The 17,727-nt window shown below is 62.0% G+C and carries 18 protein-coding genes and 1 pseudogene; 12 read left to right on the forward strand and 7 right to left on the reverse strand.

The window, feature by feature from the left end; all coding sequences use genetic code 11:
- The first annotated feature begins 85 nt into the window (after positions 1-85).
- The 6 genes from ACR65T_RS03745 to ACR65T_RS03770 all read left to right on the forward strand — a co-directional run bounded on the left by ACR65T_RS03745 (position 86) and on the right by ACR65T_RS03770 (position 5,097).
- Positions 86-787 carry a PRC-barrel domain-containing protein gene (locus ACR65T_RS03745; RefSeq protein ID WP_434495231.1) on the forward strand — a complete coding sequence of 234 codons (702 nt, stop codon included), beginning with the start codon at positions 86-88 and terminating at the stop codon, positions 785-787.
- A gap of 94 nt (positions 788-881) precedes the next feature.
- The gene (gene queA, locus ACR65T_RS03750) at positions 882-1,943 is read left to right on the forward strand and encodes a tRNA preQ1(34) S-adenosylmethionine ribosyltransferase-isomerase QueA (RefSeq protein WP_434495232.1); all 1,062 of its coding nucleotides are present in this window, start codon (positions 882-884) and stop codon (positions 1,941-1,943) included.
- Positions 1,940-2,272, forward strand: a complete 333-nt coding sequence (locus ACR65T_RS03755; RefSeq protein ID WP_434495233.1) for a hypothetical protein — start codon at positions 1,940-1,942, stop codon at positions 2,270-2,272. The genes queA and ACR65T_RS03755 overlap by 4 nt, the downstream gene beginning before the upstream one ends.
- Positions 2,269-3,393, forward strand: coding sequence for a tRNA guanosine(34) transglycosylase Tgt (tgt, locus tag ACR65T_RS03760; RefSeq protein WP_434495234.1), 1,125 nt, complete (start codon positions 2,269-2,271; stop codon positions 3,391-3,393). Before ACR65T_RS03755 ends, tgt begins: the two co-directional genes overlap by 4 nt.
- Before the next feature lie 217 nt (positions 3,394-3,610).
- Entirely contained in the window at positions 3,611-3,895 is a 285-nt protein-coding gene (locus ACR65T_RS03765) for a HigA family addiction module antitoxin (RefSeq protein ID WP_246720743.1), read from the forward strand.
- A gap of 2 nt (positions 3,896-3,897) precedes the next feature.
- Positions 3,898-5,097 carry a DNA methyltransferase gene (locus tag ACR65T_RS03770; protein ID WP_434495235.1) on the forward strand — a complete coding sequence of 400 codons (1,200 nt, stop codon included), beginning with the start codon at positions 3,898-3,900 and terminating at the stop codon, positions 5,095-5,097.
- 7 nt (positions 5,098-5,104) lie between these two features.
- Here ACR65T_RS03770 and recG read toward each other — a convergent pair whose 3' ends face one another.
- Together recG and ACR65T_RS03780 are read right to left on the reverse strand one after the other, a co-directional pair.
- Positions 5,105-7,207, reverse strand: a complete 2,103-nt coding sequence (recG, locus tag ACR65T_RS03775; RefSeq protein WP_434495236.1) for an ATP-dependent DNA helicase RecG — start codon at positions 7,205-7,207, stop codon at positions 5,105-5,107.
- A 34-nt stretch (positions 7,208-7,241) separates the two neighbouring features.
- Positions 7,242-7,886: a M15 family metallopeptidase gene (locus ACR65T_RS03780; protein WP_434495237.1), complete on the reverse strand. Its 645-nt coding sequence runs from the start codon at positions 7,884-7,886 to the stop codon at positions 7,242-7,244.
- A gap of 81 nt (positions 7,887-7,967) precedes the next feature.
- Between ACR65T_RS03780 and ACR65T_RS03785 the strand changes: the two genes are divergently transcribed.
- Complete coding sequence (locus ACR65T_RS03785; RefSeq protein WP_434495238.1) at positions 7,968-8,261, forward strand: peptide-binding protein; 294 nt, start codon at positions 7,968-7,970, stop codon at positions 8,259-8,261.
- 16 nt (positions 8,262-8,277) lie between these two features.
- Here ACR65T_RS03785 and ACR65T_RS03790 read toward each other — a convergent pair whose 3' ends face one another.
- Both ACR65T_RS03790 and ACR65T_RS03795 read right to left on the reverse strand, forming a co-directional pair.
- Positions 8,278-8,961 carry an orotate phosphoribosyltransferase gene (locus tag ACR65T_RS03790; RefSeq protein WP_434495239.1) on the reverse strand — a complete coding sequence of 228 codons (684 nt, stop codon included), beginning with the start codon at positions 8,959-8,961 and terminating at the stop codon, positions 8,278-8,280.
- A gap of 45 nt (positions 8,962-9,006) precedes the next feature.
- Positions 9,007-9,711 (reverse strand): glutathione S-transferase N-terminal domain-containing protein, encoded by a 705-nt coding sequence (locus tag ACR65T_RS03795; RefSeq protein ID WP_434495240.1) that lies wholly within the window; start codon positions 9,709-9,711, stop codon positions 9,007-9,009.
- A 98-nt stretch (positions 9,712-9,809) separates the two neighbouring features.
- On the opposite strand from ACR65T_RS03795, the gene ACR65T_RS03800 reads away from it, so the two are divergent.
- Complete coding sequence (locus ACR65T_RS03800) at positions 9,810-10,292, forward strand: DUF2165 family protein (protein ID WP_434495241.1); 483 nt, start codon at positions 9,810-9,812, stop codon at positions 10,290-10,292.
- Positions 10,293-10,296: 4 nt separating this feature from the next.
- Here the strand turns inward: ACR65T_RS03800 and ACR65T_RS03805 are convergent, their stop codons facing one another.
- Entirely contained in the window at positions 10,297-10,464 is a 168-nt protein-coding gene (locus ACR65T_RS03805; protein WP_434495242.1) for a hypothetical protein, read from the reverse strand.
- Positions 10,465-10,642: 178 nt separating this feature from the next.
- Here ACR65T_RS03805 and ACR65T_RS03810 point away from each other — a divergent pair, with 178 nt between their 5' ends.
- A complete protein-coding gene (locus tag ACR65T_RS03810; protein ID WP_434495243.1) occupies positions 10,643-11,530 on the forward strand; it encodes a patatin-like phospholipase family protein in 888 nt (295 codons plus the stop codon).
- A gap of 9 nt (positions 11,531-11,539) precedes the next feature.
- Here ACR65T_RS03810 and ACR65T_RS03815 read toward each other — a convergent pair whose 3' ends face one another.
- A complete protein-coding gene (locus ACR65T_RS03815) occupies positions 11,540-12,394 on the reverse strand; it encodes a hypothetical protein (RefSeq protein WP_434495244.1) in 855 nt (284 codons plus the stop codon).
- 533 nt (positions 12,395-12,927) lie between these two features.
- On the opposite strand from ACR65T_RS03815, the gene ACR65T_RS03820 reads away from it, so the two are divergent.
- Complete coding sequence (locus tag ACR65T_RS03820; RefSeq protein WP_434495245.1) at positions 12,928-13,671, forward strand: hypothetical protein; 744 nt, start codon at positions 12,928-12,930, stop codon at positions 13,669-13,671.
- Positions 13,672-13,819: 148 nt separating this feature from the next.
- Here the strand turns inward: ACR65T_RS03820 and ACR65T_RS03825 are convergent, their stop codons facing one another.
- Positions 13,820-14,845 (reverse strand): hypothetical protein, encoded by a 1,026-nt coding sequence (locus ACR65T_RS03825; RefSeq protein ID WP_434495246.1) that lies wholly within the window; start codon positions 14,843-14,845, stop codon positions 13,820-13,822.
- A gap of 823 nt (positions 14,846-15,668) precedes the next feature.
- On the opposite strand from ACR65T_RS03825, the pseudogene ACR65T_RS03830 reads away from it, so the two are divergent.
- A pseudogene (locus ACR65T_RS03830) lies at positions 15,669-16,745 on the forward strand (IS5 family transposase).
- A 329-nt stretch (positions 16,746-17,074) separates the two neighbouring features.
- The gene (locus ACR65T_RS03835; protein ID WP_434495247.1) at positions 17,075-17,605 is read left to right on the forward strand and encodes a hypothetical protein; all 531 of its coding nucleotides are present in this window, start codon (positions 17,075-17,077) and stop codon (positions 17,603-17,605) included.
- Positions 17,606-17,727 lie beyond the last annotated feature (122 nt).

Consider the following 17,727-nt stretch of genomic DNA (forward strand, 5'->3'; position numbering starts at 1 on the left):
GGCACGATTCGGAACTATCTCTCCAGACGCTGGTTGCAAAGTATCGCTCGCCGAGACGGGCGAGCGGAACAGTGGAGAGTATCCGATGAAATCGCTCAAGTTGTTGATCGCTACAGTCGCGGCGATCGCGCTTTCCGCCAGCGTGACAGCGAATGCAGCGCGCGATCGCACGGGCGCGAGCTCGAGCAAGAATCAACCTCAGTCTCGCAGCAGCAATCAGTGGCAGGAGAAACAAGGCCAACCAGCCAAGGATGTGGAGGATACGACATCTCGCAGCGGCTGGCGGGATATGGGCCACGATGACGACGCCGCGCCGACCTGGCGAGGCAGCGCAGCGCGGGAGCGGATGCGCGATCAGGACAGCCAGTCAGGCATGGACCGGACGGGCATGGATCGGCGGATGACGAAAGGGCGATCCGCAGCCGAAATGCGCGAACTGGAGCAGCTCGGCTCCGCCCGCGTAATTTTCTACAGGCTCGGCCCCACCGATATGCGCATGTCTCAGCTGATCGGCAGCGACGTCCGCAATCTTCAGAATGATAACGTCGGCGAGATCGAGGACGTCATCTTCGACAATAATAGGAACGTGCGTGCGGTCATCGTCAGCGTCGGCGGTTTCCTTGGCGTCGGCGAGCGTCATATCGCGATTGACCCGTCATCAATGGTCGTTTCTCGGAACGAAGATGGCGACGTCGAAGCGATTGTGAACACGACTCGCGACGATCTGCGCAACGCTCCGGAGTTCCGATTCGACGAGCGTCGCCGACGCGTCGGCTCATACCAATAAGCTCTCGCCGCGGCGCCGGTTGATCAACAATCGGCGCCGCTGACCGTTCTCGCATACTTGACCTGACGGAGCTTATGGTTTTTGCAAGCTCCGTATGCGCGTCGACCTTTTCGACTTCAACCTCCCGCAAGACAGAATCGCTCTTCGGCCTGCCGATCCCCGCGACAGCGCCCGCATGCTCGTCGTGCCGGCGGGCGGGACTTTCCAGGACAGGATTGTTCGCGATCTGCCGGATTACCTTCGCCCGGGAGACGCGCTCGTCGTCAATGATTCGCGCGTCATTCACGCGCGGCTTTCCGGTCGGCGCTTTCGTGGCGCGTTGAGCGCCAATGTCGAAGCGACGCTGATCGAACGGCTGGACGCTTCCCGCTGGCGCGCGCTGATGCGCCCGGCCAAGAAGCTCGCGATCGGCGATCGCATAAGCTTTATGGGCCATGGGGGCGAGATCGACGCCCGCGTCGAAGCGAAGGGCGACGAAGGAGAGATTGCGCTTGCTTTCGAGCTCTCCGGATCCACGCTCAACGAAGCGATAGAGCAGGCGGGCGTCATGCCCCTGCCGCCCTATATCGCCGGCAAGCGTTCGGCCGACGCGCGCGATGAAAGAGACTATCAGACGATCTTTGCGCGCGAAGCGGGAGCGGTGGCCGCGCCGACCGCCGGCCTGCACTTCACGCCGCAGCTGCTCGCAGCGATCGAAGCGCGCGGCGTTCGTCTTTACCGCGTGACGCTGCATGTAGGCGCCGGCACCTTTCTTCCCGTGAAGGCGGAGGACACGGACCTGCACAGGATGCACGAGGAATTCGCCCGGCTTGATGCTGAAACGGCGCAGGCGCTGAACGAGGCGCGGGCCGGAGGCGGGCGCATCGTCGCCGTCGGCACGACGGCGTTGCGGGTGCTGGAAAGCGCCGCGGACGACGCCGGATGGCTTGCGCCTTATGCTGCGCGCACGCGGATCTTCATTACGCCCGGCTATCGCTTCCGCGCTGTCGATATGCTGCTCACCAATTTCCATCTCCCGCGTTCGACGCTGTTCATGCTCGTCAGCGCATTCGCCGGCCTTGAGCGCATGAAGTCCGCCTATGCGCATGCCATCGAAAGCGGCTATCGTTTTTATTCCTATGGCGACGCTTGTCTGCTGCAGCGCGTTGAAACATGAGCGCGCCTCGCGACATGCGCATTCTGGCGCTCTGGCGCGACGATCCGCGAGAGGCGCCGATGACGATTGACGCGCGGATCGACGGCGCGCGAATCGTTTCGACATGGGATCTTTTCGGCGCCTTTGCGCTCGACGGCGATAGCGTGCGTCCATTCATCCTGCGGCGCGATGGACGAATCGACTTCGGTCTTGGAGAGAGCTGGCGATCTGACCTGCGCGAGGCAACGATAATGGTCGGGTCAGAGTTTTCCGTGTGGTTCAATGAAAGCGACAGCGGTTGCTATCGCATCGTGAAGCTCGCCGTACTCGGCGCGAAGGACAACAAGTGACGCAGGCTTTTTCCTTTTCCGTTCTCGCGACCGACGGCCTCGCCCGCCAGGGCGAAATTCATACGCCGCGCGGAACAATCCGTACGCCCGCCTTCATGCCGGTCGGCACCGCGGCGACGGTGAAAGCGATGTTCGTCGATGACGTGCGCGCCGCAGGCGCCGACATTCTGCTCGGCAATGTCTATCATCTCATGCTGCGGCCAGGCGCAGAGCGGATCGCGCGGCTGGGCGGACTGCATGAATTCATGCGCTGGCCCTATCCGATCTTGACGGATTCCGGCGGCTTTCAGGTGATGTCGCTTGCGAAGCTGCGCAAGCTCGATGAAAGCGGCGTGACTTTTCAGTCGCATATCGACGGTTCGCGACATCATTTGTCGCCCGAGCGCTCGATGGAAATTCAGGATTTCTTGGGCTCGGACATCCAGATGCAGCTCGATGAATGCGTGCGGCTGCCATGTTCGGAAGGCGAGGCCGAACGCGCCATGCGTCTTTCGCTGCGCTGGGCGGAGCGTTCGCGTAAGGCGTTTCGCGAGCGTCCGGGCAGGGCGGTGTTCGGCATCGTGCAAGGCGGCGAGTCGAAGCGGCTTCGCATCGAAAGCGCCCAGGCGCTCGCCGGCATGGAGTTCGATGGGATCGCCGTCGGCGGCCTGGCCGTCGGCGAACCTCAGGACGTGATGCTCGACATGCTCGAGACGACCGCCCCGCATTTGCCCGAATCAAAACCTCGTTATCTGATGGGCGTGGGCGCGCCTGACGACATCGTTCAGGCCGTCGCGCGGGGAATTGACATGTTTGACTGCGTGATGCCGACTCGGGCCGGCCGACACGGCCTTGCCTATACCCGCCACGGACGGGTGACGTTGCGCAACGCGCGCCACGCCGACGATCCGCGGCCGCTCGACGAGCAGTCATCCTGCCCGGCCGCGCGCGATTATTCGCGCGCCTATCTGCATCACCTCGTCAAAGCAGGGGAAATCCTCGGGATGATGCTGCTGACGCAGGCCAATGTCGCCTATTATCAGGAGCTGATGGCGGGCCTGCGCGCAGCCATCGGCGCCGGGCGCCTCGCCGACTTCATGGCCGAAACGCGCGCCAAATGGATCGAGGGCGAAAGCGCTTAACGACCTCAGCCGAGTTTACGGACCAGATAATATGGTTTACGAAAACAATATTCGGCGGGGGCGGAACATGGGCCGCTACCATGAAGAGCTCACCAGAAGATTTTTGATCGGCGTTCGGCGGGAAGCGCCAGCAAATGCGCGTCGACCGACGCATCTGCGACGGGAGAGCGTTCGCGCGCGCCCGTCAAAATCCAAACTGGCGTCGATGGAGAATGGGATGTCGCATCCTGGCGAAATTCTTGCCCGTCATTTGCAGGAACTCGGACTGACGGCCTCGGATCTGGCGCGAGATATCGATGTGCCGGTCAATCGGGTCACCGCCATCCTCAACGGTCAGCGGGGCGTCACCGCCGATACCGCGCTGCGACTGGGACACTGGTTCGGCGTCCAGCCCGAAGATTGGCTGGAACTGCAGACGCAATATGAGCTTTCTCTCGCGCGCCGCGCGGCCGGAGCGAGGATCAAGTCGCTGCCGAGCCTCGCCGATCGTCAGCGCGACTGAGCATGAGCGCAGTTGAAAAGCTCGCGGAAACGGAATTCTTCCACGACCTGCGTTGGTCCGCAGAATTCGGCGCGGCGACCCGCGCCGTTGTCGAAGACGGCGTGCCTTATTACCTCAACGCCTTCTGGACCGCCGGGCAAAGGCGCGCACATCCGTTGCATGAGATCAGCTATCGCGCCTGTTTCAAGCCGCAGCTCCCGGCCTTTTTCATCGATCGGCTGACGCAGTCGGGAGACGTCGTCTGCGATCCGTTCATGGGCCGCGGCACGACCATCCTGCAAGCGGCGCTGATGGGGCGGAGGCCTATCGGCTCCGACGCCAATCCGCTGTCGCTGCTGCTGACGCGCCCGCGGCTGCGGCCTCCTGCGCTTTGCGAGATCGAGGCTAGGCTCGCGGCCGCGCCCTGGGGACGCGGCGAGGTTGAGCGCGACGACCTTCGCGCCTTCTATCATTCCGAGACGCTGCGGCAGATTTGCGCGTTGCGTGCGTATCTGCTCGCGCGCGAGCATGACCGACGTCTCGACGCCGTCGACGACTGGATCCGAATGGTGGCGCTCAATCGATTGACCGGCCATTCTCCCGGGTTTTTTTCCGTCTATACGATGCCGCCGAACCAAGCCGTTTCCGTGAAGGCGCAATTGAAAATCAATGCGCGTCGGGAACAAACGCCGCCGCGGCGCGACATCGCCGAGCTGATTTTCAAGAAATCGCGCGCGCTTTTGGCGGCGGAGGGGCCGAAGGCCTGCGCGACGCAGCTCGTCGTGGCGGATGCCGCGCATTTGCAGCACATCGCAGATGCGACGGTCGATCTCGTCGTCACCTCGCCGCCTTTTCTCGACGTCGTCGACTATCGCGGCGACAATTGGCTGCGCAACTGGTTCGCGGGAATCGAGGCCGAGAGCATCCGCCTCTCGCAGCTTCGCGCGCCGGAAGACTGGCGCGCGATGACTCGCGACGTTTTCGAAGAGTTAGCGCGAGTCGTGAAGCCGGGCGGTCACGTCGCTTACGAGGTTGGCGAGGTCCGGGGCGGGGCGCTCCCGCTCGAACAGCTGGTCTGGCGCGCGCTCGACGATCTTCCGTTCGAGCGATTGGGCGTCCTCGTCAACGAGCAAAGCTTCACGAAAACCAGCAACTGTTGGGGCGTCGCCAACAATGTGAAGGGCGTCAACAGCAACCGAATCGTGATCGCGCGTCGCTTTTGACGTGGCATCAGCCGGCGCGCAGCAGGCGCACGGCGTCGTCGCGTTCGAAGAGGTAGAGCAGGGCGCGCAAGGCCTGGCCTCTGTCGCTCGCAAGCTCGGGATCGCGACGCAGAATCAATTCGGCGTCGTCGCGCGCCACGGCGAGGAGTCGCGCGTGCGCGGAAAGGTCGGCGAGCCGAAAGCTCGGGAGACCGGCCTGCCGTACACCGAGAATTTCGCCTTCGCCGCGCAGCCGCAGATCTTCCTCGGCGATGCGAAATCCGTCTTCCGTCTGGCGTATGATCATCAGCCGCGCCTTCGCCGCTTCGCTCAACGGGCCTTTGTACAGAAGCAGGCACGCCGACTTGCCAGAGCCGCGTCCAACGCGTCCGCGCAGCTGATGCAGCTGCGCAAGGCCGAAGCGCTCGGCGTGTTCGATGACCATGATCGTCGCTTCCGGAACGTCGACGCCGACTTCGATGACCGTGGTCGCCACCAGAATTTTAACCTCGCCGCGCTGAAAGGCTTCCATCACCGCGTCCTTCTCGCCGCCCTTCATCCGGCCGTGAACGAGGCCGACCGCCGCTCCAAAAAGCTTCGAAAGATCGGCGTGCCGCTCTTGCGCGGCGGAGAGATCCAGCTCCTCATTCTCCTCGACGAGCGGACAGACCCAATAGGCCCGCGCGCCCTCCGCCAAGGCGCGCCGCAAGCCGCCAATCACCTCGTCGATTCTTTCGGCCGGAAGCGCGCGCGTCGAGATCGGCGTGCGGCCGGGTGGTTTTTCGTCGAGCGCCGAGCAGTCCATATCGCCGAACGCCGTCAGCGCCAGCGTGCGCGGGATTGGCGTCGCGGTCATCACCAGCATGTCGACGGCGTCGCCCTTGGCGCCGAGCGCCAGCCGCTGCTCGACGCCGAAGCGATGCTGTTCGTCAACGACGGCGAAGCCGAGGTCGCGAAAGGCGAGATCGCTTTGCACGAGAGCATGCGTGCCGATGACGACATCGATCTCCCCCGCGCCTATCGCGGCGTGGAGCGCCGCGCGCTCGCTCGGTTTGGCGCGGCCAGTCAGCAGCGCGACGCGCAGTCCCGCGGAGGCGAGCGTTGGCGTCAGCCGATCGTAGTGCTGCCGCGCCAGGATCTCGGTCGGGGCCATCAAGGCGCTTTGTCGGCCGCTCTCGGCCACGCTCGCGATGGCGAGCGCCGCGACGATGGTCTTGCCGGATCCGACGTCGCCCTGAACAAGCCGCAGCATGCGCTGTTCCGACGCAAGATCGGCGCGGATTTCGTCAAGCGTGCGCTGCTGCGCGCGCGTCAAGCGAAACGGCAGGGCGGATTCGATCGCTCGGGCGTAGCGGCCGTCGCCCTTGTGCGCGCGACCCGCAGGGCGGCGCATCTTGGCGCGAATGAGGCGCAGCGCGAGCTGGCTCGCGAGCAATTCATCGAGCGCCAGACGCTGACGGGCAGGATGCTGCGGCGAGAGCGCATCGGCGCTCGCCGGCCGGTGCGCCGCGCGCAGCGCCTCGGCGAATGCGGGAAGCTTATTGGCGGCGAGAACGCTGGCGTCCTGCCATTCTGGAAGGTTCGGCAGGCGCGTCAGCGCTTCTTCCGTCGCGCGTAAAACGTAACGCGCCTGCAAGCCCTCGGTGAGGCCATAGACGGCTTCATATGCGGGGAGCTTCGCCAATCCGGCTTCGTCGAGCACGCGGTCCGGATGCACGATCTGGCGGCGGCCGTCATAAAGCTCGATGCGTCCCGAAATCCAGCGCGTCGCGCCAAGCGGCAGGCTGCGTTCGATCCAGTCGGGATTGGCGAGGAAGAACACGAGTTCGACGTCGCCCGTGTCATCCTCGACGAGCACGCGATAGGGCGACTTCGAATATCGGCCCTGAGGGCGACGATGCTCGGTGACGCACGCCTTCAACACGACCATCGTCTCGAGCGGCGCGGCGGCGATCGTGGGACGCACGCTGCGGTCGATGACGGTCGACGGAAGATGAAACAGCAGATCGACGAGGCGCGCTTCCGTCCCCGGCTTGGCGAGCAGCCGGTCGAACAGTCTTGCGGTTTTCGGTCCGACGCCGGGCAGTGCGGCGACGCGACCGAAGAAAGGGTCGAGCATGGAGGGACGCATGAAGGTTCAGTTCAGCTCGCCGGCGCGGAAGGGGTCACTTGATCTCGACGTCATAGCTCGGCGCCCCATCCGCGCCTTTGTAAGTGAAATGCCACCATTCGCGCGGGAAATTTTCAAAGCCGTGGCGGCGCATCAGCGCCACGAGCGCGTCGCGATGCGCCCGCGCCGTCTTCGAGGTTTTGGCTTTGGTCCATGAGCGCGTGTCGAAAAAATCGAACGGCGTGCCGAAATCCCAGCCCTTGACGCCGATATCGACGGCCAATCCCGTCGAATGGGTGGAATGTTCGGCGATATAGCCCTCGGGAAACAGCGCACTCTTGGCGAGGCGCGGATAATGTTCGGTCTTCGTCCGCAGGTCGGCGTTGCGCGACCAGTCGACGAAGGCCGAAACGGCGCGCAGCGGTCGGTAGCAATCGTAGACGACGAGCGAAATCCCACGGGCGCGCGCATCCTTCTGCGCGTCGGCCAGCGCTTTGGCGGCGTCAGTGCGCAGCCAGCATTGCGGCGCGCGATAGCCGGGCACCGGGGCGCCGGTGAAATTATCGACGCCGGCATAGCGCATTTCCTGAACGATGGTCGGCGCAACGTCAGCGAGGCGCGCGAAGCCCGGCGGCGGCTCGCCGGCTTGCGCATATGGCGCACAAAGCGCCCCGATAAGAAGAAACATTGCTCTGCGCATGGCGGCTCCGCGTGCGTTGGCGCAATTCGCTGCTAGCGAACCCCGACTATAAGTCTTTCCAACGCAATCGGGAGGCCTTTGATGTCCGAGAAACTCGCGCCTTTCGCCGGCCTCACTCTCGCCGCTCTCGCCGCCGCGATCGCATGGGGCGCGACGGCGCTCGCTGGCGATCGTTGCATGGCGACGGGCGCCATGGGCGCTTCGATCGCCATCCGCGATCAGCGCAAGAATGTCATCGGCGCCATCGAAGACGGGAAGGCTATTGTCGTGCAGCGCTATGGCGAGGATGATCACGGCAGGCCCTGGGCCTATGTGGCGAGCCCCGGCGGCAAGCGGCTCGGCTGGCTCTATCGCGAATTTATCCGCTGCAGCTAAAAGCGCCCGCTTCGGCCTATCCCTTCGCCTTGGCGAGGCCGCCATGCGCCGCCGACCAGGCGACCGGATCGGCGATAAAGGCTTCCACCTGGTTCAGCGCGTCATCGGGGAAATATTTGTGCTCGCGAGCGACCGCGAGCACGTCGCGCCAGGTTGCGAGCGCATGCAGGCTGATGCCGAGCGCGGCCAGCTCCTCGCGCGCGCCGGCGAATATATCGTAAAAGAAGAACACGAAGACGTGATCGCAGCGCTGCCCCGAGTCGCGCAGCGCCTGCACGAAGTCCTTCTTCGAGCCGCCGTCGGTCGCCAAATCCTCGACGAGCAGGGCGCGGCCGCCCTCCATCACATCGCCTTCGATGCGGGCGTTGCGACCGAAACCCTTGGGCTTCTTGCGCACATATTGCATCGGCAGCATGAGGCTGTCGGCGATCCACGCCGCGAAGGGAATGCCGGCCGTCTCGCCGCCCGCCACGACGTCGAGCGATTCATAGCCGATGTCGCGCTCGATCGTCCGCGTCGCGAATTCGACGAGGCGCCGCCGCAGCCGCGGAAAGGCGATGATCTTGCGCATGTCGATGTAGACAGGCGACGCCCAGCCGGCGGTGGTTATGAAAGGCTTATCGACATTCACGAGCACCGCTTGCACTTCGATCAGCGCCTTGGCGGTCTCTCGCGCGGCGGTTTGGCGGTCGTTCGACATGGATGCGGCGTGCCCTTCTTAGAAAAAACGCCGCGCAGCCATAGCCTATTTCGCGCCGCCGCGCTCGCTGGTCTGGCCGAAAAGTATTTCGCGCTCCAGCGCCGTGAAATCGAGACGCGTCCGCTCATAGGGCCCGCCGGCCGCATAGGCGCGGACTACCGCGGGTCGCGAACGGATCGCCTCGAACCAGCGCTTGAGATGCGGGAAGTCGTGCAGATCCTGGCCCTGATCCTCATGCGGAACGATCCAGGGATAGCAGGCGATGTCGGCGATCGAATACTCGCCGGCAAGAAAAGGCGTCTTGGCGAGCTGACCGTCCATGACGCCGTAGAGCCGGCCGGTCTCGTTACGGTAGCGCTCGATCGCGTAGGGAATTTTCGCCGGCGCGTATTTGGCGAAGTGATGGTTTTGACCGGCCATCGGGCCAAGCCCGCCGACCTGCCAGAACAGCCACTGCAGCGTTCGCGCACGGGCATGGAGGTCCGCGGGAAAAAGCCGTCCGGTCTTCTCCGCGAGATAGACGAGGATCGCGCCCGATTCGAATAGCGCGACCGGAGCGCCGCCATCGGCCGGCGCGCGGTCGACCATGGCCGGCATGCGATTGTTGGGAGAAATCGCCAGAAACTCTGGCTTGAATTGGTCCCCTTTGGTGATGTCGACGGGCTTGATCCGATAAGCGAGTCCCGCTTCCTCGAGAAAAATCGTGACTTTGTGGCCGTTGGGGGTCGGCCAGTAATAAAGATCAATCATGGTCGCATGTCCGACGGAAGACCAGACTGTGTTGTAAGCCCTCGCGTCGCAAGATCAATGGCTCAGGTCATGCTAGGCTGGGCCCGGGAGTGGTCGACATGTTGATGAGATATTCGAAGATTTTGCTGACGGCTGCGCTCGGCGCGCTCATTCTGCTCGTCGCAATCAATAATGTCACGGACTACGACACGAACTACCAGGTCGTCAGCCATGTGATGTCGATGGACCAAGTGCCGCTCGGCAGCCCGCTCGAGTGGCGCGCCGTCACCAGTGCTACGCCGCACCGAATGCTTTACGCATTCATCATCGCAATCGAATTCTCCGCCGCCGCGCTCATTCTCGCCGGCGTGTGGCGGCTATTGCTGGCGCGCAAGGCGCAGGCGACGCAATTCAACGCCGCCAAGGATGTCGCCACTGCGGGGCTTGCGCTCGCCGTCGGCCTTTACCTGTTCGGCTTCATGGCCGTTGGCGGCGAGTGGTTCCAGATGTGGCGCTCCGGACCCGATATGCAGCAGGCCGCGTTCCGCTTCATCGGCTGCGCGGCGCTGGTGATGCTGTTTCTGGGTCAGCGCGACGATTAACGCGTCACAGCCGCTTCAGCATATTGTATCCGAGCAGGCCGCCCAGTCCCGCACCGACGATGGCGATAAGCGGTCCGCCGATCGCGACGCCGGTCAGGCCGCCGAGGACGGCGCCGACGCCCCCGAAAAGATATTTGTTCTTTTTAACGGTGGGGTTTTCGTCGTCAGCCATTGCAAAGTCCTCGCGAAAGAGCCGCACTGGCGAATTAAGCAGGCCGGCGCCGAATTCAAGAGCGGCGGCGCGTCAATAGACGAGTTAGAGCGCACATGGATCGACCTCACCTGGCCTCCTAGATATCCGGCGGAAGACTCTTGGTCCGACGCGGCCGACGCGCCCGAAAGGATGCGCCATGAACGGGGGAACCGCCGCCAAAACTGCCTTTGTTCTGGCCGGCGGCGGCAGCCTCGGCGCGGTTCAGGTCGGCATGCTTCGAAGCTTGACGGCCGCCGGCGTGCGACCCGACTTTATCGTCGGTTCGTCGGTCGGCGCGATGAACGCCTGCTATTTCGCCGGCCAGCCCGACGCGGGAGGGGTTGAAAGACTGGCGCAGATTTGGCTCAATCTACGTCGCCGGGACATCTTCCCGTTCACCTTGTCGGCGGCGCTCGGCTTGCTGCGCCACGCCGATTATCTGGTGGATCCTTCTTCGCTTCGCGGCTTGATCGAGCGGCATCTATCTTATGTCGCGCTGCAAGAGGCGAGGCTGCCGGTCTACATCGTCGCCACGGATATGCAGGGCTTCGCTGTGACCTTTTCGCGAGGTTCGGCGGTAGAGGCCATCATGGCCAGCGCCGCGGTGCCGGGAATCTTTCCGACTGTCGAGGTGGACGGCGCGCCCTTGATGGATGGCGCGATCGCCGCCAACACGCCGCTGTGGCTCGCCATGACGCTCGGGGCAAGAAGGATCATCGTCTTGCCGACGGGTTACGCCTGCGCCCTGGAAAGGCCGCCAGCGAGCGCCGTCGGCCGCGGACTGCACGCGATCACTCTGCTGATCGCCTGGCAATTGATCCGCGACTTGGAGCGCCTGCCTGAAGAGATCGACGTGCATCTCGCGCCCGCGCTCTGCCCGCTAAACGTTTCCCCTTACGATTTCTCGCGGGCCGGCGAACTGATCTCTCGCGCCGCGGCCGCGTCGCAGGAATGGATAGCCAAGGGCGGCTTGACCCGCCGCGCCACGCCGGCCGATCTCGCCCCGCATCGGCATTCTCCCGCCGCCGTTACCGGCGGATACTGACGTTGCGGATCAATCTCGCCGCGCCAAACTCTCCTGCGCCGTCGCCCCCAGCTCCAAGCTGATCCCCTGCATCTTGAGATGAGCCCAGTTCTTGAGGTCTTTCACGGTGAAGCCTTTCAAGAAGGGGTTTCCAATGACGATTTTTTCTCGGGCTCTACTCGGCTGTCCGTCGACGCTGGCGATCACTGTCGCCGCATCGACCTCTTCCGGCGCGGACAGGATCGCCGCCGCGCCGCCCGGGCCGGCGAAATGCGCCAGATAAAGCGTCCCCGGCGTGACCGGCAGACCCTTTTTCATCAGGATCGACGTGTTTTGCTCGACATAGCGCGCCGTCATTTCTCGAGAGAGATCTGGGTCCCTTCGCAAGTCGAGAATCTCTTTGTCGCTCAGAACGCCGGCGAGGTCGGGACGGTGTTTCTTGATCAACCCCATCCAGGTCGCGTTGATGAACTGTCCCAGTCCGGCCGCGGAAGAAAATTTGTTTCTAGCGTCCGGATTTCCCTGTGACTCGGACATGGTGATCCTATCGACCAGAGCCTTGAGCGACGAGGCGGCCTGATCGGGAAAAACTGGAAAACGAATGTCGTGGAAGTGCAGCTTCAGTCCGAATCCAACGGCGAAGACCAGCATTAGAGCGACTGGAGAAACGCGCGCGCTTTGTTCGTCGCGGGCCTGCCTGCGCGTGGTGCAAGCCTCTTCCCTGTAAGGCGCGGTCAGGCTGATATATTCGGCAGTCTGCGGCTGTAAGTGAGTGTTTTTGAGAGACGACAGAAAGCTTTGCAGCGTCTGGTCGTCGAACCCGAGATTGATCCTGATCTCGACCTTTCTCCCCGCGTCCGAGTTCTCGCCGTCAGAGACCAACATTGCGGGTTTGCAAGCGGAAATTTTGACTTCGGCTTCGGCCCCCACGCAAGCTGGCGGAGCTTTATCCTCCCGCGCTCGCGTAACCGCTTCGTCGGAGGTCTCATTTGGAGATCTGGCCTCGTCCATAAGCTCACTCCTCGCTTGCTTGGCGGATGCCCAGTGGCAAACGAGGGGAGCAGCATCCTGTTATCAAATTGTAAACGATGCTTCAGAGAGCGAGCTTGCGCTTGTGTCGGAAAGGCGCCGCGCCTCGGCGCTTTGAAAATCGCCTTAATCTTCTGACGCCTGCTTTGAGCCTGAAAACTGATTGAGGAAGATCGGCTTTCAAATTCGCAAGAGGGCCGGGAGCCCTCATGAAGAAGCTTTTTATTCCTCAAGAACGAACGATTTCCTTCCGGATCAAATCTATTTCCTGAATCATGGTTTTTGGATTCTTGGCTTGGCCGAGGCGCACGTCGCGCAGGCCGTTAATCCATTCTCAAGCAATCGGCGTGAGGCTCAAAAATCTTGCGCTCCCCATTCGAAGCCTTGCCATGACCGAGCAAACGGGATTAGCCGCCCTCGACCTCAGCCCTGCCGTGGCTCCTGCGGCTGACGTTCCGGAGCCGAAAGTCGGGTCTGCGGACGCGACGATCTGCGCAGATGTGTCGGATCATTCCAAGGCGGCTGTCGCGCAACGCCTGCTGCCGGCGCTTAAAAGCACATTCACCCACGGCTCTCGGATTCTTTGGGCTGCGTTGCTCTATGGCGCCGCCGCACTCGCCGGCTGGCTGATCGCCGAGGCCGCCTGGCCGACGGTCTCCGCCTTGCCGGACCTCGTCCGAACGATGGCGACGCAAGAAAGCGCGGAGCGCGCCGCCGCTCTGCGAACCGCGCAGAAGACGGAGGAGGAGATTCGTGCGCTCCGCGCTGAGATGGAGGCGATGCGATCTTCGATGCAGGCAGCGGCTCCCGGCGCCGACGCCGTCGAGAGTCTTGGCAAACGCATCGACGCGATGAAGACGGAAACAAGTTCCGCGATCGGCGCGCTGTCCGGTCAGGTCGAGGGACTTCAACGCGAGGTCGCAGCGAAACCGGCGCAAACGGGCGAGCGTTCGGATCGAAGCGAGCGCGGCGCTGTCGAACAAAGCGCGCCGCGGCGGACGACCGTCTCCGCTACGGTGAAAGTCGGCGAGGGACTGCGGCGCCCCAAAATACGTCGCGGGGACGCGTTCGAACCGGCAAAATATCCGGAGGCGCCCGGCGCGCCGCGCCCGCTCGGCGCCTACGGGCGGTAGGATAGAGGACACCCCCGGATCGCTTCATATCGGGGCGCAGCTTGGACGACCTGAGTTGAACTTTGCTACGTGCGGTAGATTGACGGATTACTTATTCGCCCATGGAAAGATAATTGCGACCCCGACAGACTGCCTCGCAGCCGCTCGATCAGTGGCCTAGCGACAGGTGCGACATACGGAAGATGCTGGATACGAGTTTTATCACGATACCAACGAGCCCTGAGCCGCCATAAAAATCGCCTTTGTTGAGTTGGATAAAAACATGGGCCGGCGCGTCAGATTCATTGGTCACTTCGCACACGAAGAATCCCTCACGGGCGCGTATCGATTCAAAGAGGATTTTCGTGGCGGCGGCGCATTCACGCAGTCGCATGCGGATCGAACTGTTGCTGCTGGTTTTTGCGGAAGCCGAAATGATTGCATTCGCTCTGGAGCGATCCTGTTCGACTGCGGCGACCCTCATATCCTCAGGATGCGTCTGGCTGGTGGGCCGCAGTTTGGAAACCACATTGGCGGTCGTCGCAATGACATTTCCCAGAGCGTAGTCCCGACTCTCGCCGGGCTCGATCCGTTCGCACCAGATCATCGTCTTACCGGCAAGACATAAGATCGCGGGCGTCGACGCATCGTCGACAGGGCAAGTCCTGTAGACATAGGGCGCTCGCGCCCAACTCATGGTCGATGCGTCACAGGGAACGGATTCAATCGTGACATTGGCGGACGAACAAAGATAGGCAGGCTGGAGAAACAGAAGGGGCGGCGAATTGTCTCCTGCAAGTTTCGTCAGATCGATTTTCTCTACGACGTTGCCTTCGCCAGCCGTCAGCAAAATTTCTCTCTGCTTCTCCGAAGTGGCGATCCGATTGAGTTTCACGTCTCCGCCGCCAAAACACACGTAAAGGAATGTGGCGAACTCGTTCACGATCCAGGAGCGTTTCGGCACGAAGTGAGGACTTTGGCGCGGGATGGTGCGTGTTCCAGGCCACCGGCAAACAGACCTGCTTGGCCGATCAAAAAAGGACGTCTTTGGACCGAGCGTCACGACGAGCCCTTCGCGCGCGCCCAACAAGCGAAAGTCGCTTTCCCCTTGCCGCAGGGAGATTTGTTCGGGACGGGAAAATGGGTTGCGCATGAACGTGCGAAACCCGAGGTCGATAAAGTCGATGGGCGTCATGTACATGCGCAAAATCCCTCAGCCAATTTCACAAGCATCTTGGGGAGATCGTCGCCGCGACGGATCGAAAGCTTACGTTCGCGTTTGCTGGAGCGATCGTCCCTATAACGCAGCTTGCCAGCGTTCGTTCCGCGCAAGTCGCGAGGAAGCGGGGCGAGGCGAGGGCTGACAAATCGATGTGATTGTAACCGGCTGATCTTGAGGATGAACTGAAACTGGGGGCGCCCCTGGCCGTCTGGAATAAATTTTTTTGAAAAATAGCGATCGAAAGGTGCGGGCGCTAAAGGGCGCTTTAAACTCTAAAGGGAGCTACCGGCGCTTAGATCACCCAAACACTTGGTAATTACCCGCTCCCTTGCCCGATGGGCGGAACTCTGAATCCATGGCGGACATGGATCGGACTGATTTGCAGCGGCCGAGTGCGTGAACTGGTGGGGTGATCGAGCTACTGGTTTCAAAATGTGAATTAAGTAATTGAATTTGATTGGTGGGCCGGGCAGGACTCGAACCTGCAACCAGACCGTTATGAGCGGCGGCGCGGCGGTAAAAATGCGTCGAAAACCGTTGATTCCTATAGCGTGGCGGTTAATCGCGTTCTCGGTCGGTTCATGTGTATCGGTGGCCAAACGGTGGCCCAGTCTAGCAGAAGCTTTGAACGTGGAATCTGAGCGCTGAGGGGGACGAAGTCCTAGAGGATCGAAACCCACCACCTGATTGGGATGCTGTCTGTGCTCATCGAGCACGAAAGTGGACGCCTCCAAAACCTCTGGCCAAATCGGCGTTGAGTTGATTCACTTGGTCATGTCGCAAGGGAATCGCGGCCATGGCGAAGGGAACGCCCGGATTTTTCGACGTCGACGAACGGCTGGCGGAGCTGTCGGACAAAGGCGACGATCTTGAGCGCGTGAAGGCGCTGGTCGATTTTGAGATGTTCCGGGCGGCGCTGAAGGCGGCAGTGCCGCGTGCCGATCGCTCCAAGGGTGGGCGTCCGCCATTCGATCATGTGTTCATGTTTAAGGTGCTGATTTTACAAGCAATGCATTCGTTGTCGGACGAGCGCTGCGAATATCTGATCAAGGACCGCCTGTCTTTCATGCGCTTTCTCGGATTGGGTTTGGCCACGCGGTTCCCGACGCCAATACGGTCTAAACGTTCCGCGAGGCGCTGAAGAAGGCGAATGCGGCCGGCGTCTTGTTCGAGCAGTTTGATGCAGCGCTGCGCGAGGCCGGCCGCGATGTCGGGCCAGATCGTCGACGCCACGATTGTCGCCGCGCCCAAGCAACGCAATACGAACGGCAAGAAGCAGGCGATCAAGGAAGGCCGCATTCCAGAGAGCTGGAAAGACAAGCCGGCGAAGCTCGCGCAGAAAGATCGCGATGCGCGCTGGACAGTCAAATACACGAAAGCCAAAGTGCGGGAGGACGGCACGCTTCCGCCGGTCGATCTCGCCATTCCCCGCCTTCGGATACAAGAACCATGTGTCGATCGACCGGCGCATGGGCTGATCCGCAAATGGACGGCGACACACGCCGCCGCGTATGACGGCGCAAGGCTCGAGGATGTTCTCGACCGAACGAACACAGCGAGCGAGGTCTATGCAGATACGGCGTATCGCTCGGCGAAGAGTGAAGCGATGCTGTCGCGGCGCGGCTTCGTCTCGCGCATTCATCGCAAGAAGCCCAAGGGCAAGGCGATGCCGGAGCGCACGCGCGTCGACAATGCGCAGAAGTCGAAAGTGCGTAGCGCCGTCGAGCATGTGTTCGCGCATCAGAAGGGGCTGATGGGCCTGTTCGTGCGAACCATCGGCCGGGCGCGGGCGCGGCTCAAGATCGGGCTCGCCAATCTCGCCTACAACATGCGCCGCTTCGCCTGGCTGCACGAGCGAGGCGCACCCGCATAAGGAATATGAGCGACGGGAATGCCGCCGCTCACCAAGCAAGAACGCACAGGACGGAGCAAGGCCATATGTTTTACCCTGCGCGAAGACGTCGGTCCGCGTCATACCGCTGCTATCGACACCTAAAAACAGGGTAATTGGAGGCGTCCAGCTCAGAGTGCCATCTGGGAGAATCGGCGCACCGCTGCCGTCTTGTGTCAATAAAGCGCAGTCGTGGTCCTTTCAGAATCTTAGGTATTCAAATTATATTCTCCCCCTGTCGACCCGACAGGCAGCGACATCAAGCCCCAAAACAGAGGCTGAAAAGGCTGAGTATATATTGAGCTTGGCGCATGGACGAAACACGTAAAAATAATAACAATGCCGCTTCCACCTTCGATTTGCTTTCTCAGCCATTCTATTTACTCGGCGTATTGCCCGCAGCTACAATAGAAGAACTGAGCGAAGCGCTCGAGGATCGCTTAAGCGAAGGCCGGACCAGTCAATCTGATCTGCTGGGCGCTCGGCAAATCGCTACGAATCCCAAAAAGAGGCTCAAAGCGGAACTTGCGTCACTTCTCGACACCCCGGAGGGTGCGGCAAAAGGACTTATTCAGCGCTTAAAGCAGAAACCGCGAAATGAAGCGTTGAAAAGCGAAGCGGATCGCTTGTCTCCTCTGTCGAGAGCCAATCTCTATGCACACATTGCCTCAAGCTATCCCGCCGATGCGACTGTGCTACGGGGCTTGGTTCAGGCTCACGCGGCCATCGATGTCGAAACGCTAACTGAGAAGATCAGGCAGACCCGAAAGTCTGCGGGCTTTCCATCTCCTACTCCCGAACAGGTCAACGAGGCGTTACACGACTGTGAGTGCCGGACGTAAACTCCCCAAATGTGCCGATTGAAAATTCCCCAGTTTTCGTGACGCCCGGCCTTCCAGGGCATGCCCTGGAAGGCCGGGCGGCGCGCCGACTCACCGATGCTGCTCCCGTTGGCGGGAGGGAG

The sequence above is a fragment of the Methylocystis sp. genome (assembly GCF_051061285.1).
GTDB lineage: Bacteria > Pseudomonadota > Alphaproteobacteria > Rhizobiales > Beijerinckiaceae > Methylocystis.

What these genes read in the sequence shown, in the direction of transcription:
- ACR65T_RS03745 (WP_434495231.1), top strand. Translation starts at nt 86, where the DNA reads ATGAAATCGCTCAAGTTGTTGATCGCTACAGTCGCGGCGATCGCGCTT.
- queA (WP_434495232.1), top strand. Translation starts at nt 882, where the DNA reads ATGCGCGTCGACCTTTTCGACTTCAACCTCCCGCAAGACAGAATCGCT.
- ACR65T_RS03755 (WP_434495233.1), top strand. Translation starts at nt 1,940, where the DNA reads ATGAGCGCGCCTCGCGACATGCGCATTCTGGCGCTCTGGCGCGACGAT.
- ACR65T_RS03765 (WP_246720743.1), top strand. Translation starts at nt 3,611, where the DNA reads ATGTCGCATCCTGGCGAAATTCTTGCCCGTCATTTGCAGGAACTCGGA.
- ACR65T_RS03770 (WP_434495235.1), top strand. Translation starts at nt 3,898, where the DNA reads ATGAGCGCAGTTGAAAAGCTCGCGGAAACGGAATTCTTCCACGACCTG.
- recG (WP_434495236.1), bottom strand. Translation starts at nt 7,207, where the DNA reads ATGCGTCCCTCCATGCTCGACCCTTTCTTCGGTCGCGTCGCCGCACTG.
- ACR65T_RS03780 (WP_434495237.1), bottom strand. Translation starts at nt 7,886, where the DNA reads ATGCGCAGAGCAATGTTTCTTCTTATCGGGGCGCTTTGTGCGCCATAT.
- ACR65T_RS03785 (WP_434495238.1), top strand. Translation starts at nt 7,968, where the DNA reads ATGTCCGAGAAACTCGCGCCTTTCGCCGGCCTCACTCTCGCCGCTCTC.
- ACR65T_RS03790 (WP_434495239.1), bottom strand. Translation starts at nt 8,961, where the DNA reads ATGTCGAACGACCGCCAAACCGCCGCGCGAGAGACCGCCAAGGCGCTG.
- ACR65T_RS03795 (WP_434495240.1), bottom strand. Translation starts at nt 9,711, where the DNA reads ATGATTGATCTTTATTACTGGCCGACCCCCAACGGCCACAAAGTCACG.
- ACR65T_RS03800 (WP_434495241.1), top strand. Translation starts at nt 9,810, where the DNA reads ATGTTGATGAGATATTCGAAGATTTTGCTGACGGCTGCGCTCGGCGCG.
- ACR65T_RS03805 (WP_434495242.1), bottom strand. Translation starts at nt 10,464, where the DNA reads ATGGCTGACGACGAAAACCCCACCGTTAAAAAGAACAAATATCTTTTC.
- ACR65T_RS03810 (WP_434495243.1), top strand. Translation starts at nt 10,643, where the DNA reads ATGAACGGGGGAACCGCCGCCAAAACTGCCTTTGTTCTGGCCGGCGGC.
- ACR65T_RS03815 (WP_434495244.1), bottom strand. Translation starts at nt 12,394, where the DNA reads ATGTTGGTCTCTGACGGCGAGAACTCGGACGCGGGGAGAAAGGTCGAG.
- ACR65T_RS03820 (WP_434495245.1), top strand. Translation starts at nt 12,928, where the DNA reads ATGACCGAGCAAACGGGATTAGCCGCCCTCGACCTCAGCCCTGCCGTG.
- ACR65T_RS03825 (WP_434495246.1), bottom strand. Translation starts at nt 14,845, where the DNA reads ATGACGCCCATCGACTTTATCGACCTCGGGTTTCGCACGTTCATGCGC.
- ACR65T_RS03835 (WP_434495247.1), top strand. Translation starts at nt 17,075, where the DNA reads ATGGACGAAACACGTAAAAATAATAACAATGCCGCTTCCACCTTCGAT.